The organism is Parasphingopyxis sp. (assembly GCF_028279465.1).
In the GTDB taxonomy this organism is placed as follows: Bacteria; Pseudomonadota; Alphaproteobacteria; order Sphingomonadales; family Sphingomonadaceae; genus Parasphingopyxis.
The window spans coordinates 186,142-200,603 of sequence record NZ_JANQNS010000018.1 but is presented as its reverse complement, the minus strand read 5'-3'; the positions used below and the strand labels follow the sequence as shown (position 1 = coordinate 200,603).

The window sequence follows — 14,462 nt, the reverse complement described above, 5'->3', positions numbered from 1 at the left end:
CGCAGCAGTCCGCCGGTCCAGATCAAAGATGCGGGCGCACAAGAAAACGGAGCTCCAGCCCAGCGGCCGGAACTCCGCGATGATCTGTTTTCGAAACCGGGCTACATATCCATCGCTTCGGCGACTTCGACACTGCCATGGCCCATAATCGGACAGCCCTTCGCCATTTCGACCGCGGCATCCATCGTGTCGGCCTGCACGATCGAATAGCCGGACAACGGATTGGCGCCGCCATTGTCCGCAACGCCGTCGGCCGACACGGTCTTGGATGGCCCGACCGGATTGCCGCCATCGACCACGGCACCACCCATGGTTTCGAACCAGGCATTCCATTTGGCCATTACTTCGGTGCCCTCCTCAGGGCTCTCCGGCGCTTTCCCGCCATGATAGGCGAACACATATTTCGGCATCATTCTCTCTCCTTGTTTTGGGTGGTCTGCGATCAGCCGAGCAGCCGTTCGAGCTTGACGAAGGACGAACCCCAGCCGCCTTCGTGGTTGGCCGCGCTTTCCTCGTCGGCGAGGCCCGAATGGATCATCGTGAACCGCGCGCCGCCATTGCCGTCCGGCGCGATTTCGAACCGGACCCGGCTGTCATGGCCGCGTTCGTCATTCTCGTCATGCCAGGCCCAGGTGAACTCCACCGCATGTGGTGCGTCGACGGTCACGACTTCGCCCGACACCTTGTAATTGGCACCTTCGGCGTTGGTCATCGTCGAGTTCCAAGGGCCGGGCCGCGACAGGTCGAGATCATGTTCGGAGATCGACATGCCCTCCGGGCCCCACCATTGTAGCAGATATTCGGTCTTGGTGACGTGATCGAACACTGTTTCGGGCGCGACGGGAAAGGTCCGCTCCATGCGCAATTCGCTCATTTTCTGTTTGCCTCCTGATCGAGAATGGCGGCGAGGCGGTCGAAGCTCGCCTGCCAGAATTCCTTGTGGCTCATCGTCCAGGCGCTGATCGCCTGCACGGCCTCCGGGCGCACCGCATAGATGCGCTGCTGCTTGTCGATCCGCTGGACGACGATGCCGGCCTTGCGCAGCACCTTCAGGTGCCGCGAAATGGCCGGCGCGGATATGGACGTGCCGCTTTGCAGCGCGCCGGCGTTCAGTTCGCCTTCGCGCAGCAGCCGTTCAACGATGGCGAAACGTGTCGGTTCACCCAGCGCGGCAAAAGTGGCGGAAAGATCGGACACAGAAACCTCATTGATTCGTGTTTCTGTTAATTAACATATACGTTAATCAAAGAGAGTCAAGTGAAGCTAGTCCGATAGTGCCGCGGCGATCCTTTTCCGCAGTTCCGGAAGGAGACTGTCCGCAAACCAGGAATTCTTGGAGAGCCAGATATTGTTGCGCGGGCTGGGATGGGGAAGCGGTATGGTCGACGGGCCGAAATCGCGCCAATGCCGCACCGTTTTGGTTAGCGTCTTGTGCGGCGTATCGAGATGCCAACCTATCGCATATTGGCCGATCACCAGCGTCAGGCGGAGGGCGGAAAGTTCGGTGAGCAGTTTCGCGCGCCAGGTTTCAGCACAGATCGGCGGTGGCGGCAGGTCACCCGATGTGCCCGTGCCCGGATAGCAGAAGGCCATGGGCAGGATCGCCACCCGTTCGGGATCGTAGAATGTCTCCCGATCCACGCCCATCCAGTCGCGCAGTCGCTCGCCGCTCGCATCGTCGAACGGCACGCCGCTCTCCTGCACCTTCCGGCCCGGCGCCTGCCCCGCGATCAGGACGCGCGCCGAGCGGTGCGCTTGCAGCACCGGGCGGATCGGACCGGGTATCGTGCCTGCACACAGCCGGCAACTGCGCGCGGAAGAAAGCAGGGCGTCCAGCGTCATCCGTGGACCTTATCCGATCGGCATCGATGGGGGCAAAATGCGGCCTTCCCGTTGGGGAGCAGGAAGGCCGCGAGGGGACCGCCAAGGGGAGAGCAGTCAGAAGCTGAACCGGATGCCGATCTGCGAGGGGGAGGGATCGGTATGAAAGACATCCACCTCGGAAAAACCGGTATTGCCGAAATCATGATCGTCGCTGGCGAGCCCGGCGAGCGATGTCATGCGGCGCGGGCGGACGATATCGATACCATCGCCAATCATGATGTCGCCAAGGCTCTGTTCGGCGATGCTGAACCGGTCGAGCATGCCAAGCCGGGGGCTCGGCGTGGTCAAATTGGCCGCAGGCGCCGCCATCGACGCGCCGGCGGGGAGGACCGTGTGCACGGGCTGCTCCTCCAGGCCAAACTCGGCGCGCCGCCCGGCATCCGCCATCGCTTCGCCGAGCGAAACGCCACGCATTGCGCCGCCGAGCTGCGCGGTCGCGTTGGCGTTGGTTTGCGCCAGCGCCGGCCCGGTAGCCGCTAGGGTAACGCCGACCGCAGCCGAAGCGGCGGCCGCGGCGAAAAGAATATGCTTGATCATCGTCTGTCTCCTGTTGCGAGCCTGCCGAAGCATCGGCGCGGTCACACAGGAGTTCGCGACATCCGGCCCCGACGTTACCGCCGGGGCCGTAAAGCTTTTCGTTTACAGTGATCGAGTTTTCCGATCCTGGATCAAAACCGCATCCCGACCTCGATTCCATACAGCGCGGGCTCACCGGCGATGAAGGTCGGCGTGCCGAAGGCGCCGCCGGTATTGCCGGCATCGATCAGATACTCCTCGTCGAACAGGTTGCGCGCAAAGCCGACGATTTCGTAACGGCCGTCGTCGAAGCTCACCCCGCCGCGCAGATTGGCGAGCACATAGCCGTCTTCACTGGTCAGCGGCGTGTTCGGTACCTCGAAGAAAACGCGGCTCTGATAGGTGACGGTCGGCGTCAGGAAGAATTCCGTGCCGTCGGCGATGCCGACATTGAACTGCGCGCCGCCTGACGCCGAATGTTCGGGCTGCAGCCGGAACCGGCTGCCGACGAACTGGGTTGCGCCGCCGGTCGCAGGCGCATCGATCTCGGCATCGATATAGGCATAGTTGGCAAACAGCCGGACTTCGGGGATGATCTGATAGGCCGCTTCGATCTCGACACCGAAATTGCTTGCCTCGCCGGCATTGACCGGGACGATCTGGCCCGTGCCTTCCTCGAAGAAGCTCGTCTGGAAGTTCGAATAGTCTTGGTAGAAGACGCCGATTGATCCGAAAAAGCCATCGATATCGGCTTTGACGCCGCCTTCGTAATTCCAGACGCGTTCGGCCGCGACGAGCGTGACGTCCGGCACGATGCCGGCCGGCGTAGCAAGCGCGCTCAAATCGATGACCGGCGCGCGACGGCCGCGCGAGACGGTCGCGTAGACATTCACTTGGTCGGTGATGCGGTACAAGACATTGAAGCGCGGCAGCCAGGCATCGAACTCGTCTTCGGCGGCGAATGTCCCGCCATTGGTATCCGCTGCACCGAGCAATGAAACACCGGGCGCGCCGAGCCCCGCGAAGATTACGCTGCCCGGCTGGGTCGCGCTGTAGCTCGAGCGACGTTCCTCATAGACGTAACGCAGGCCCGCGGTAAGCTCGAGATCGCCAAGGTCGAGCGTGCCATCGGCGAAGACCGAATAGCTGCTATTTTTGCCGCCATTCTCGAAAACGCTCTGATAGGGCAGCACGGTCGCCGTCCCGCCCGTCAACAGAGCCGTGGCATTGGCCGCGTTCAAGGTGCCGTCTGCCGCCACGCACGGATTGGCACCGCCCAGCGCGGCCGAGAGATTGGCCTGGATCGGGGCGAAAGCGCCGAAGGGTGCGCAGGCGATGTACGTGCCCTCATCGGTCGAGAAGGGTACGCGTTGCGTCCCTTCCTCGTGGAAGATGTTGAAGCCGGCGAAACCGCGGAACATGTCGCCATCGTAGGTGACGCGGGTTTCGTGACTCATCTGCTCGCCCTGGGCGTCCTCGGCGAATTCGAGATAGAAGAGCGCCGATCCGTCGGCATCGAAGGTTTCGAGACTGTCGAAGCGGCGATAGCCGGTGATCGAGGTGATCGAGAGCGTATCGGTGATTGGTGCGTTGAAGGTCAGATTGGCATCGAACACCTCGCGTTCGAGCCCGAGTTCGCGAATGCCGAGTACGGTCTCGCTGAACGGCGAACCGCCGAGCTCGGCAAAGCTGAACGGACTGGTATCGCCGCCGGTCGGCGGGATCGATCCGGACTTGAACGCCGTGCCGCTGTTGCGTTGCTGCTCATAGGTCAGGATCAGGTCGATCGTGCTGTCATCGGTCGGAAAGATGCGGAGCGATCCGCGAATACCGAACTGCTCGATGCCGTTGAGATCGTCCTGGTCGATGCCGACCGTCTGCTCGCTGGCGGTGCCTGGCTCCCCGGCGATGTTGCGGATATAGCCGTCGCGCTCCTTGTAGACGAAGGCAAGACGGCCGGCGATATCGTCCGACCCGCCATTGATCATGCCGTTAAATTCGATCGCATCGTAATTGCCGTAGGAGGCGGAAAAGGCGGCGCTCAGATCGGGCGTCGGCCGGGCGGTGACGACCGAGATCGCGCCGATCGTCGCGGCTGTGCCGAACAGCGTCGCCTGCGGCCCCTTGACGACCTCGATCCGCTCGATGTCGAACAGATCGAAATAGGAACCGCGCGAGCGCGATACGTCGATACCGTTGTAGTAAATGGTGACGCGCGGCGCGATCTGCGCGCTGCCGGAGTCCGACGTGATACCCCGGATCACGAAGCCGGGGTTGTTGGCACTCTGCTCCTGAATATTGAGGCCGGGCACGAAAGCCGAAAGCTCGTCGAACTCGTCGATGCCGATATTCTCGAGCGTGTCGCCCGAATAGGCAGTGACTGTCAGTGGGACGTCGGTGATCGCTTCTTCGCGCTTTTGCGCGGTCACGACGATCGGCGCCGTCGTGAACACGGTATCGGCCGGGGCGGTGCCCTGGGCGAGGGCGGCCGTGCTGGACGTTCCGATCAGCATAGTGGCGATGGCGAGCGATGTGGTTCGGGGCATGGGCATGGCTTTCTCTTCTCAAGGGATCGGGCGACGGGGCCGCCTGGAGCAGACCGATGCCTAGCCATGGATTGATGCGGTTATGTTGCAGTGCAATGTCGGTTTTGGGACATTGGCAATCTGGCGACGTACGGAGACGCCCGCGCGCCAAATTCAGTCTTCAGTGTGGATGCTCTCGCCGAGTTCCAGCACATAACCGTCCTTCACCCGCAGATTGATTGCGCCAAGCGCAGACCAGTCTTCGAGCGGGTTGCCGTCGAGCACCAGAAAGCTCGTCTCATAGCCTTCGTTCAACGCCCCGATCTTGCGGTCCGGAAAAACCGTGCGCGCGCAATTCTCAGTCCACATTTCGAGCAACTCACGCGAAGAGAAAATGTCCAGCTCTCTGAGATATTCTGCTTCTGCACGGCTGTCGGCGCTATAGAGGTCGCTGCCAATCGCCAGCGTGACGCCCGCCCGATACAGCAGATTAAGATTGGCGATCTGCACGGAACGAACGGCGGCAAAGCCTTCGGGATTATGTTCGCGGAGGCGGTTCGCCAGCACTGCGGTCGTGTGCACGGCGATGCCATTTTCCGCCGCGCGGTTGGCGATGTCCTCTGCGATTGGTTCCGGCAAACGTCGGCCCGGAAGATGGGCGATGACATCGACGCCGGCTTGCACCGCGAGGCGAAAATCCTCCGCTGTTTCGATATGGGCGAAAATGCGCAGGCCGTGATCATGGCTGCGCTCGACCAGGTCGTACACAAGGTCCGGATGCAGACCGCGTTCGCCTTCATAATCGGTTTCGCCCGGCGGGGCGTCATGATCTTGCGAGTTCATGATGAAGATCTTGATGAAGTCCGGCCGGTAGCTGAGGGCAATCGGCCAGATGCGGTCCAGATCCTCCTGCGTTGCCACCGTAAAATAGGCATGATCGGCGAGCGTCTCGCGCGTAAAACCCGGATAGGCCCCAAAGCCCAGCAAACGTTCGCGCAAGGGGATCGGGTGTGCGAGGGGCGCGGTTATGCCGCCATTCGCGAATTGCACATCGACGCTGTCGGGGCGATTGAAATTGCGCCGCGCGACGCCCGTATATTGCGGAAAGTTGCTGAGGATGCCGACATAATAGATGCCGGCGCTGAGATACCGGTCGATCACCTCCTGTTCGTCTTCGTCCCCGCCAAGATTATGGTTATGCGCCTCGCACAGCGGCGGGATCACAAAGCCACCGCCAAGATCGATCACGCTATCAATGTCCGGCGGGGTTTCCGAGGTCAGCCGGCCGTCGATGGAATAAACCGTGCGCGTATCGAAGCCGGTGCCGTTGAACCATTTGCCATTGTCGAACTGAAGCGTGGGCGGCGGCTCCATGGCTTGCGCCTGGCTGCTCAAGAAAAGGCCAAGCAAAGTCAGGAGACTGGAGATCGCTCTCATCGGCCCTACTCCATATGTGCTGCAATCTTTCAAGTGTACGACGTCGTTCGGCAGAAGGCGAATTATATCAGCGTCCATCGGGCCGACTTGCACCATTGACCCTCTGCCGGACCGCCGCTATACCGCCGCCCGTGCCGAGGATCGGTGGTGGGGGTTCAACCCAGACGCGATTCGCTTAAGGTACGAGAGCTTGAACATTGCCATTGGCGTGTATGGGGCCTTGCGGAGCCGTTCGCGGTTACCGGAAGGCCTTTGTGCGTTTCCGGCTTCCGCGATTTGGAACCCGGGAAATGCGCGGCGTGCCCTTGGCAAAGTAACTGAATAAAGGTGAAGGGCTTCATGCCGACGATCAATCAGCTGGTTCGCAAGGGCCGCACGCCGCAAAAGGCGAAATCGAAAGTGCCCGCGATGGAGGCGAACCCGCAGAAGCGGGGCGTTTGCACGCGCGTCTATACCACGACCCCGAAAAAGCCGAACTCGGCTCTGCGCAAGGTGGCTAAGGTCCGCTTGACCAACCAGCGCGAAGTCATCAGCTACATTCCGGGCGAAGGGCATAATCTGCAGGAGCACTCGGTGGTGCTGATCCGCGGCGGTCGTGTGCGCGACCTTCCGGGCGTCCGCTATCATGTGCTGCGCGGCGTTCTCGACACGCAGGGCGTGAAGGACCGCAAGCAGAGCCGTTCGAAATATGGCGCCAAGCGTCCCAAATAACTGATTGATTTAGAGGTATACCGATATGTCTCGTCGTCGCCGTCCCGAAAAGCGGGAAATTCTGCCGGATCCCAAATTCGGGGATGTGGTCCTGTCCAAATTCATGAACAACCTGATGTATGACGGCAAGAAGTCCGTCGCCGAAGGTATCGTCTATGGCGCGCTCGATCAGGTCGAAGCCAAGTCCAAGGCCGATCCGATGCAGGTGTTCCATGACGCACTCAATAACATCAAGCCGGGCGTCGAGGTCCGCAGCCGCCGTGTCGGTGGCGCGACCTATCAGGTGCCGGTCGAGGTCCGCCCCGAGCGCGCCCAGGCGCTGGCCATTCGCTGGCTGATCGGCGCGGCGCGCGGCCGTGGCGAGAACACGATGGCGGCGCGCCTGTCAGGTGAGCTGATGGATGCGGCGAACAATCGCGGCAATGCTGTCAAGAAGCGCGAAGACACACACAAGATGGCCGAAGCCAACCGCGCATTCAGCCACTACCGCTGGTAATCACGAAACACTGAAACCCGCCGGGACCGTCCCGGTACTGGAGCAAATCAAATGGCCCGCGACACTTCGATCGAAATGTATCGCAATATCGGCATCATGGCCCACATCGATGCCGGTAAGACGACGACGACCGAACGCATCCTCTATTACACCGGCAAGTCCTACAAGATCGGCGAAGTCCATGACGGCGCCGCGACGATGGACTGGATGGAGCAGGAGCAGGAGCGCGGTATTACGATCACCTCGGCTGCGACGACGACCTTCTGGCGCGATCACCGGATCAACATCATCGACACGCCGGGTCACGTGGACTTCACGATCGAAGTCGAGCGTGCGCTGCGCGTGCTCGACGGTGCGGTCGCCGTGTTCGACGGCGTGGCCGGCGTCGAGCCGCAGTCCGAAACCGTCTGGCGCCAGGCCGACCGGTACAAGGTGCCGCGGATGTGCTTCATCAACAAGCTCGACCGCACGGGCGCGAATTTCGACATGTGTGTCGAAATGATCGTTGACCGGCTCGGCGCGACGCCGCTGGTGCTGACGCTGCCGATCGGCCTCGAAGCCGATCTCAAGGGCGTGGTCGATCTGGTGAACAATAATGCGATCATCTGGAAGGATGAGTCGCTGGGCGCGGAATTCGAAGTCACCGACATTCCTGCCGACATGGCCGACGCAGCTGCCGCGGCGCGCGAGACGATGATCGAACTCGCCGTCGAGCAGGACGACGATGTCATGGAAGCCTATCTCGAAGGCACCGTTCCGGACGCCGATACGCTCAAGGCGCTGATCCGCAAGGGTACGCTGGGCCAGGCTTTCGTCCCGGTTCTGTGTGGCTCGGCGTTCAAGAACAAAGGCGTACAGCCTTTGCTCGACGCCGTCGTCGATTATCTGCCGGCGCCGACCGACGTTCCTTCCATTCGCGGCGTGAAGCCGGGCGAGGAGGAGGAAGAGGACAAGCGTGAGTCTTCCGACGATGCGCCTTTCTCCGCGCTGGCGTTCAAGATCATGACCGATCCGTTCGTCGGTACACTGACCTTCTGCCGCGTCTATTCGGGTAAGCTCGATCGCTCTGATCAGGTGCTGAACTCGGTCAAGGACTCGAAAGAAAAGATCGGCCGCATGCTGCTTATGCACGCGAACGACCGCGAAGACATCGAAACGGCCTATGCCGGCGATATCGTCGCGATTGCGGGCCTGAAGAACGTCACGACGGGTGATACGCTGTGCGCGTCCAACGCGCCGATTATTCTCGAGCGGATGGAATTTCCCGATCCGGTTATCGAGGTCGCAGTGGAGCCGAAGACCAAGGCAGACCAGGAAAAGATGGGTATCGCGCTCAATCGCCTCGCCGCCGAGGATCCGAGCTTCCGTGTCACGTCCGACGAAGAATCGGGCCAGACGATCATCAAGGGGATGGGCGAACTCCACCTCGAGATTCTCGTCGACCGCATGAAGCGCGAGTTCAAGGTGGACGCCAATGTCGGCGCGCCGCAGGTCGCCTATCGCGAGAGCCTCGCCAAGCCTGTCGAGCTGACCTACACCCACAAGAAGCAGTCGGGTGGTTCGGGCCAGTTCGCCGAGGTGAAGATTCAGGTCACACCGGGCGAGCGCGGTTCGGGCATCGAGTTTTCGGACTCCGTCAAGGGTGGCAACGTGCCGAAGGAATATATTCCCTCGGTCGAAAAGGGCATGCGCGAGACGGCTGAAACCGGTTCGCTCATCGGCTTCCCGATCATCGACTTCGCGATCGAACTGCTCGACGGTAAATATCATGACGTCGACTCCTCGGCGCTGGCCTTCGAAATTGCCGGCCGCGCCGCGATGCGAGAAGTGGCGCAGAAAGCCGGCATCAAGCTGCTTGAGCCGGTCATGAAGGTTGAGGTCGTGACCCCGGAAGACTATCTGGGCGACGTGATCGGCGACTTGAACAGCCGCCGTGGTCAGGTGCAGGGCACAGACAGCCGGGGTAACGCCCAGACGGTCGATGCCATCGTGCCCCTTGCGAATATGTTCGGTTACGTTAATGAGCTGCGCTCGTTCTCACAGGGCCGTGCCCAGTATACGATGCAGTTCTCTCACTATGAGGAAGTGCCGCAGCAGGTCGCCGACGAGGTAAAGGCGAAGCTGGCCTGAGCGTGAAGAGTTGAATTTTTAAAAGACGTACAAAGACGAGGAACAAACAATGTCGAAGGAAAAATTTGAGCGGAATAAGCCGCACGTCAATGTCGGCACCATCGGTCACGTCGACCATGGCAAGACGACGCTGACGGCCGCGATTACGAAGGTGCTGAATGCGGCAGTTGATTTTGCCGATATCGACAAGGCTCCCGAAGAGCGCGAGCGCGGGATCACCATTTCGACGGCGCACGTCGAATATGAGACCGAAAACCGCCACTATGCGCACGTCGATTGCCCGGGCCATGCTGACTATGTGAAGAACATGATCACCGGCGCCGCGCAGATGGACGGCGCGATCCTCGTCGTGAACGCCGCGGACGGCCCCATGCCGCAGACCCGCGAGCACATCCTGCTTGCCCGTCAGGTCGGCGTGCCGGCGCTCGTCGTCTACATGAACAAGGTCGATCAGGTCGACGATGAAGAGCTGCTTGAGCTCGTCGAACTGGAAATCCGCGAACTGCTTTCGAGCTATGAGTTCCCGGGCGACGATATTCCGATCATCAAGGGTTCGGCCCTGGCCGCTCTCGAAGGCCGCGATCCGGAAATCGGCGAAAACTCGATCAAGGAACTGATGGCTGCTGTCGACGAATATATCCCGCAGCCGGATCGTCCGCTGGACAAGCCGTTCCTGATGCCGATCGAAGACGTGTTCTCGATTTCGGGCCGCGGTACGGTTGTGACCGGTCGTGTCGAAACGGGTATCGTCAACACGGGCGACGAAGTTGAAATCGTCGGCATCCGCGACACGTCGAAGACGACCGTTACGGGCGTCGAGATGTTCCGCAAGCTGCTCGACGAAGGTCGTGCCGGCGACAATATCGGCGCGCTGCTTCGCGGTGTCGAGCGTGATGGTGTCGAGCGTGGTCAGGTTCTGGCCAAGCCGGGCTCGATCACTCCGCACACGGAATTCTCGGCCGAAGTATATGTGCTGTCGAAAGACGAAGGTGGCCGTCACACGCCGTTCTTCGCCAATTATCGTCCGCAGTTCTACTTCCGCACGACGGACGTCACCGGTGAGATCACGCTGCCCGAGGGCACCGAGATGGTCATGCCGGGCGATAACGTTAAACTCGGTGTCAAGCTGATCGCTCCGATCGCCATGGACCAGGGTCTGCGCTTCGCTATTCGCGAAGGTGGCCGTACGGTCGGCGCAGGGGTTGTCGGCGACATCACTGCATAGTATAGAATGCGCATAGTCCGCCCGATTCCTTTGGGAGTCGGGCGGCTTGCTTTTGTTTTGTTTGGTTTACGAGCCCGGTTCCGGCCGGGCTTTGGCTCTTTCTAATCGGTAGTTGGACATGGAAACGCAGAATATTCGTATTCGTCTGAAGGCATTCGATCATCGTGTGCTTGATCAGGCAACCGGCGACATCGCCGATACGGCCCGCCGCACCGGCGCGCTTATTCGCGGCCCCATTCCGATGCCGACGAGAATTGAGAAATTTACGGTGAACCGTGGCCCGCATGTCGATAAAAAGTCGCGCGAGCAGTTCGAGGTTCGGACGTATAAAAGGCTGCTCGATATCGTGCAGCCGACGCCGCAGACGGTGGATGCGCTGATGAAGCTCGATCTCGCTGCCGGTGTCGACGTAGAGATCAAGCTGGCCTAGCCGGCGCGCCGCTCCATCGGGGTGGCCACAAATTGGGATACCGCGCAGCAATGCTGTGGTCTGCGTCCCCCGTCAGCTCTGCAGGCTTTTGCCTGTGTAGCACTCAGCCCGGACGGGGCGATGCATGGAAAATTCGGGTTGATCATGCCCGCTGCGATTGTGCGGTGGGCCTCTGTTGAGGAGACGTACAGTGATGCGCAGTGGCGTTATCGCGAAGAAGATGGGAATGACGCGCCTGTTCCAGGCGGACGGTCGGCATGTGCCGGTTACCGTCCTGCAGCTGGACGATTGTCAGGTCGTGTCGGTCCGCGAGAAAGAGCGTGACGGCTATACCGCTGTCCAGCTCGGCGCGGGCGCTCGCAAGGCGAAGAATGTTTCGAAGCCGGTCCGGGGCCATTTCGCGAAGAATGAGGTCGAACCGAAGGCGCGGGTCGTGGAATTCCGCGTCGACGAAGATGCGCTTCTGCCGGTCGGCGCGACGCTGACCGCCGATCATTTTGTCGCCGGTCAGATTGTCGACGTGACGGGTCAGACGCAGGGTAAGGGATTTGCCGGCGCCATGAAGCGGCACGGCTTTGGCGGTCTGCGCGCGACGCACGGCGTTTCGATCTCGCACCGCTCGCACGGTTCGACGGGTAACCGTCAGGACCCAGGCAAGGTGTTCAAGAACAAGAAGATGGCCGGCCATATGGGCGACCGTCAGCGCACCCAGCAGAATCTCGAAGTCGTCCGCACCGATGCGGCCCGCGGTCTGATCTTCATCAAGGGATCGGTGCCGGGTCACAAGGGCGCGTGGCTGATCGTCAATGACGCCGTGAAAGTTCCGCTGCACGAAGATGCGCCGATCCCGGGTGGCCTGCGCCGCAACGCCGATGAAACGGCGACCGAAGACGCGCCGGCCGGCATGATCGAAGAAGGCGCCGTTCAGGAGGTCGATACCGGCCCGACGGATGCCGAAATCGAAGCGGCCGCCGCTGAAACCCCTGCTGAAACCGAAGCGCCCGCCGAAGACAAAGCGTCCGATGGCGGCGACGACGAGCAGAAGGAAAGCTAAGCCATGAAGCTCAAGGTCAAAACCCTGGACGCGAAAGCGAAAGGCGATATCGATCTCAAGGACGAGATTTTCGGTATCAATCCGCGCGCGGACATCCTGCACCGTGTCGTCAACTGGCAGCTCGAAAAGCGCCGGCCGACGGCGCGTGCCGCGCAGGAGCGTTCGGACGTCAATCGCACGGGTAAGAAATACGGCAAGCAGAAGGGCGGCGGCACCGCCCGTCACGGCTCGCGGCGCGCCCCGATCTTCGTCGGCGGCGGCAAGGCCCACGGCCCCCGCAAGCGCGATTTCAATCCGTCGCTGAACAAGAAGGTTCGCGCGCTCGGCCTGAAGATGGCGCTGTCGGCCAAAGCCAAGAACGACAATCTGATCGTCGTCGAGAATATCGATCTCAAGGACGCGAAGACGAAAGCGCTCAAGGGCCATTTCGACAAGCTCGGCCTCGGCAAGTCGGCGTTGGTCATCGATGGCGAAGCCGTGAATGACAATTTCCGCAAGGCGTCGGCCAATATCGTTGGCGTCGACGTGATGCCGGCGATGGGCGCGAATGTGTACGACATCCTGAACCATGAAACGTTGGTTCTGACCCGCGCAGCGGTCGAACAGCTGGAGGCGCGCTTCAATGGCTAAAAAGAAACCAGTGGTTGCTCTTGAGCATTATGACGTGATCAAGGGCCCGCACATTACCGAAAAATCGACGCTGCTCGGTGAGCATAACGCAGTTGTGTTCCAGGTCAGCAAGGACGCGACGAAACCGGCGATCAAAGCAGCGGTGGAAGCCCTGTTCGACGTCAAGGTGACGAAGGTCAACACGCTGGTCCAGAAGGGCAAGTCGAAGCGCTGGCGGGGTCTGCCCTATCGGCGCACGGACCTCAAAAAGGCGGTCGTCACGCTTGCCGATGGCGACTCCATTGATGTGACGACGGGGATCTAAGCGATGGCACTCAAATCAGCCAAACCGACGAGCCCTGGCCGGCGCCATCTCGTCATCGTCGACAAGTCGGGCTTGCATAAGGGCGGTCCGGTCAAGTCGCTTGTCGAAGGCAAGCGCAAGACCGGCGGCCGCAACAATATGGGCCATGTCACCTCGCGCGGCATCGGCGGCGGCCACAAGCAGAAGTATCGCAAGGTCGATTTCAAGCGGCGCAAATGGGACGTGGAAGCGACGGTCGAGCGGATCGAATATGATCCGAACCGCTCGGCGTTCATCGCGCTCATCAAATATGCCGATGACGAACTCGCCTATATCATCGCGCCGCAGCGGCTCGATGTCGGCGATACTGTCATCGCGGGCGAAAAGGTCGATACCAAGCCCGGCAACGCCATGCTGCTCGGCCAGATGCCGGTCGGCACGATCTGCCACAATATCGAGATGCGCCCGGGTAAGGGCGGGCAGATCGCCCGTGCCGCAGGTACGTACGTGCAGATCGTCGGCCGTGATCGCGGCATGGTGATGGTGCGTCTCAAGTCAGGCGAACAGCGCTATATTCCGGCCAATTGCATGGGCACAGTCGGCGCGGTTTCGAACCCGGACAATGCGAACACCTATTTCGCCAAGGCCGGGCGCAACCGCTGGCGCGGCAAGAAGCCGCTCACCCGCGGTGTCGCCAAGAACCCGGTCGATCACCCGCATGGCGGTGGTGAAGGCAAGACGTCGGGCGGCCGCCATCCGGTGTCGCCGACCGGCAAGCCGACCAAGGGCGCCCGCACCCGCAATCCCAAGGCTGCCTCGAACAAAATGATCATCCGTTCGCGGCACAAGAAGAAGAAGAGGTAGTCATGGCCCGGTCCGTATGGAAAGGTCCGTTTGTAGACCTGCATCTCCTGAAGAAAGCCGAAACGGCGCAGGAAGAAAATTCGAACAAGCCGATCAAGACCTGGTCGCGCCGTTCGACGATCCTGCCGCAGTTCGTCGGCCTGACCTTCAACGTTTATAATGGCCGCAAGTTCGTGCCGGTTTCGGTGAATGAGGACATGGTCGGGCACAAGCTCGGCGAGTTCGCCCCGACCCGCTACTTCCCCGGCCATATGGCCGACAAGAAAGGGCGCTAGTC

17 protein-coding genes are annotated in these 14,462 nt (G+C 61.1%); 10 read left to right on the top strand and 7 right to left on the bottom strand.

The window, feature by feature from the left end:
- Nucleotides 1-101: 101 nt before the first annotated feature.
- The 7 genes from Q0974_RS15245 to Q0974_RS15215 form a co-directional block, all read right to left on the bottom strand.
- Nucleotides 102-413 (bottom strand): YciI family protein, encoded by a 312-nt coding sequence (locus tag Q0974_RS15245; protein ID WP_299329355.1) that lies wholly within the window; start codon nt 411-413, stop codon nt 102-104.
- Between the two features lie 29 nt (nt 414-442).
- Nucleotides 443-874 carry an SRPBCC domain-containing protein gene (locus Q0974_RS15240; protein ID WP_299329353.1) on the bottom strand — a complete coding sequence of 144 codons (432 nt, stop codon included), beginning with the start codon at nt 872-874 and terminating at the stop codon, nt 443-445.
- Complete coding sequence (locus Q0974_RS15235) at nt 871-1,197, bottom strand: metalloregulator ArsR/SmtB family transcription factor (protein ID WP_299329351.1); 327 nt, start codon at nt 1,195-1,197, stop codon at nt 871-873. Before Q0974_RS15235 ends, Q0974_RS15240 begins: the two co-directional genes overlap by 4 nt.
- Nucleotides 1,198-1,263: 66 nt before the next feature.
- Nucleotides 1,264-1,842 (bottom strand): uracil-DNA glycosylase family protein, encoded by a 579-nt coding sequence (locus Q0974_RS15230; protein ID WP_299329349.1) that lies wholly within the window; start codon nt 1,840-1,842, stop codon nt 1,264-1,266.
- A gap of 96 nt (nt 1,843-1,938) precedes the next feature.
- Nucleotides 1,939-2,421 (bottom strand): hypothetical protein, encoded by a 483-nt coding sequence (locus tag Q0974_RS15225; protein WP_299329347.1) that lies wholly within the window; start codon nt 2,419-2,421, stop codon nt 1,939-1,941.
- A 131-nt stretch (nt 2,422-2,552) separates the two neighbouring features.
- Entirely contained in the window at nt 2,553-4,952 is a 2,400-nt protein-coding gene (locus Q0974_RS15220) for a TonB-dependent receptor (RefSeq protein ID WP_366943608.1), read from the bottom strand.
- Between the two features lie 147 nt (nt 4,953-5,099).
- Nucleotides 5,100-6,299, bottom strand: a complete 1,200-nt coding sequence (locus Q0974_RS15215) for an amidohydrolase family protein (RefSeq protein WP_299329345.1) — start codon at nt 6,297-6,299, stop codon at nt 5,100-5,102.
- 402 nt (nt 6,300-6,701) lie between these two features.
- On the opposite strand from Q0974_RS15215, the gene rpsL reads away from it, so the two are divergent.
- The 10 genes from rpsL (at nt 6,702) to rpsS (ending at nt 14,460) form a co-directional block, all read left to right on the top strand.
- A complete protein-coding gene (gene rpsL, locus Q0974_RS15210) occupies nt 6,702-7,073 on the top strand; it encodes a 30S ribosomal protein S12 (RefSeq protein WP_067108793.1) in 372 nt (123 codons plus the stop codon).
- A 25-nt stretch (nt 7,074-7,098) separates the two neighbouring features.
- Nucleotides 7,099-7,569, top strand: a complete 471-nt coding sequence (gene rpsG, locus Q0974_RS15205) for a 30S ribosomal protein S7 (RefSeq protein WP_299329343.1) — start codon at nt 7,099-7,101, stop codon at nt 7,567-7,569.
- Nucleotides 7,570-7,620: 51 nt separating this feature from the next.
- On the top strand, nt 7,621-9,699 hold the full coding sequence (fusA, locus tag Q0974_RS15200; RefSeq protein WP_299329341.1) for an elongation factor G: 2,079 nt from the start codon (nt 7,621-7,623) through the stop codon (nt 9,697-9,699).
- Between the two features lie 49 nt (nt 9,700-9,748).
- Nucleotides 9,749-10,924 (top strand): elongation factor Tu, encoded by a 1,176-nt coding sequence (tuf, locus tag Q0974_RS15195; RefSeq protein ID WP_299329339.1) that lies wholly within the window; start codon nt 9,749-9,751, stop codon nt 10,922-10,924.
- A gap of 118 nt (nt 10,925-11,042) precedes the next feature.
- Nucleotides 11,043-11,354: a 30S ribosomal protein S10 gene (gene rpsJ, locus Q0974_RS15190; protein ID WP_116235891.1), complete on the top strand. Its 312-nt coding sequence runs from the start codon at nt 11,043-11,045 to the stop codon at nt 11,352-11,354.
- 193 nt (nt 11,355-11,547) lie between these two features.
- Nucleotides 11,548-12,408: a 50S ribosomal protein L3 gene (gene rplC / locus Q0974_RS15185; protein ID WP_299329445.1), complete on the top strand. Its 861-nt coding sequence runs from the start codon at nt 11,548-11,550 to the stop codon at nt 12,406-12,408.
- A gap of 3 nt (nt 12,409-12,411) precedes the next feature.
- Nucleotides 12,412-13,038 carry a 50S ribosomal protein L4 gene (rplD, locus tag Q0974_RS15180; protein WP_299329337.1) on the top strand — a complete coding sequence of 209 codons (627 nt, stop codon included), beginning with the start codon at nt 12,412-12,414 and terminating at the stop codon, nt 13,036-13,038.
- Nucleotides 13,031-13,342, top strand: coding sequence for a 50S ribosomal protein L23 (locus tag Q0974_RS15175; protein WP_299329335.1), 312 nt, complete (start codon nt 13,031-13,033; stop codon nt 13,340-13,342). Before rplD ends, Q0974_RS15175 begins: the two co-directional genes overlap by 8 nt.
- A 3-nt stretch (nt 13,343-13,345) precedes the next feature.
- Nucleotides 13,346-14,185: a 50S ribosomal protein L2 gene (gene rplB, locus Q0974_RS15170; RefSeq protein ID WP_299329333.1), complete on the top strand. Its 840-nt coding sequence runs from the start codon at nt 13,346-13,348 to the stop codon at nt 14,183-14,185.
- Nucleotides 14,186-14,187: 2 nt separating this feature from the next.
- Nucleotides 14,188-14,460 (top strand): 30S ribosomal protein S19, encoded by a 273-nt coding sequence (gene rpsS, locus Q0974_RS15165; protein ID WP_299329331.1) that lies wholly within the window; start codon nt 14,188-14,190, stop codon nt 14,458-14,460.
- Nucleotides 14,461-14,462 lie beyond the last annotated feature (2 nt).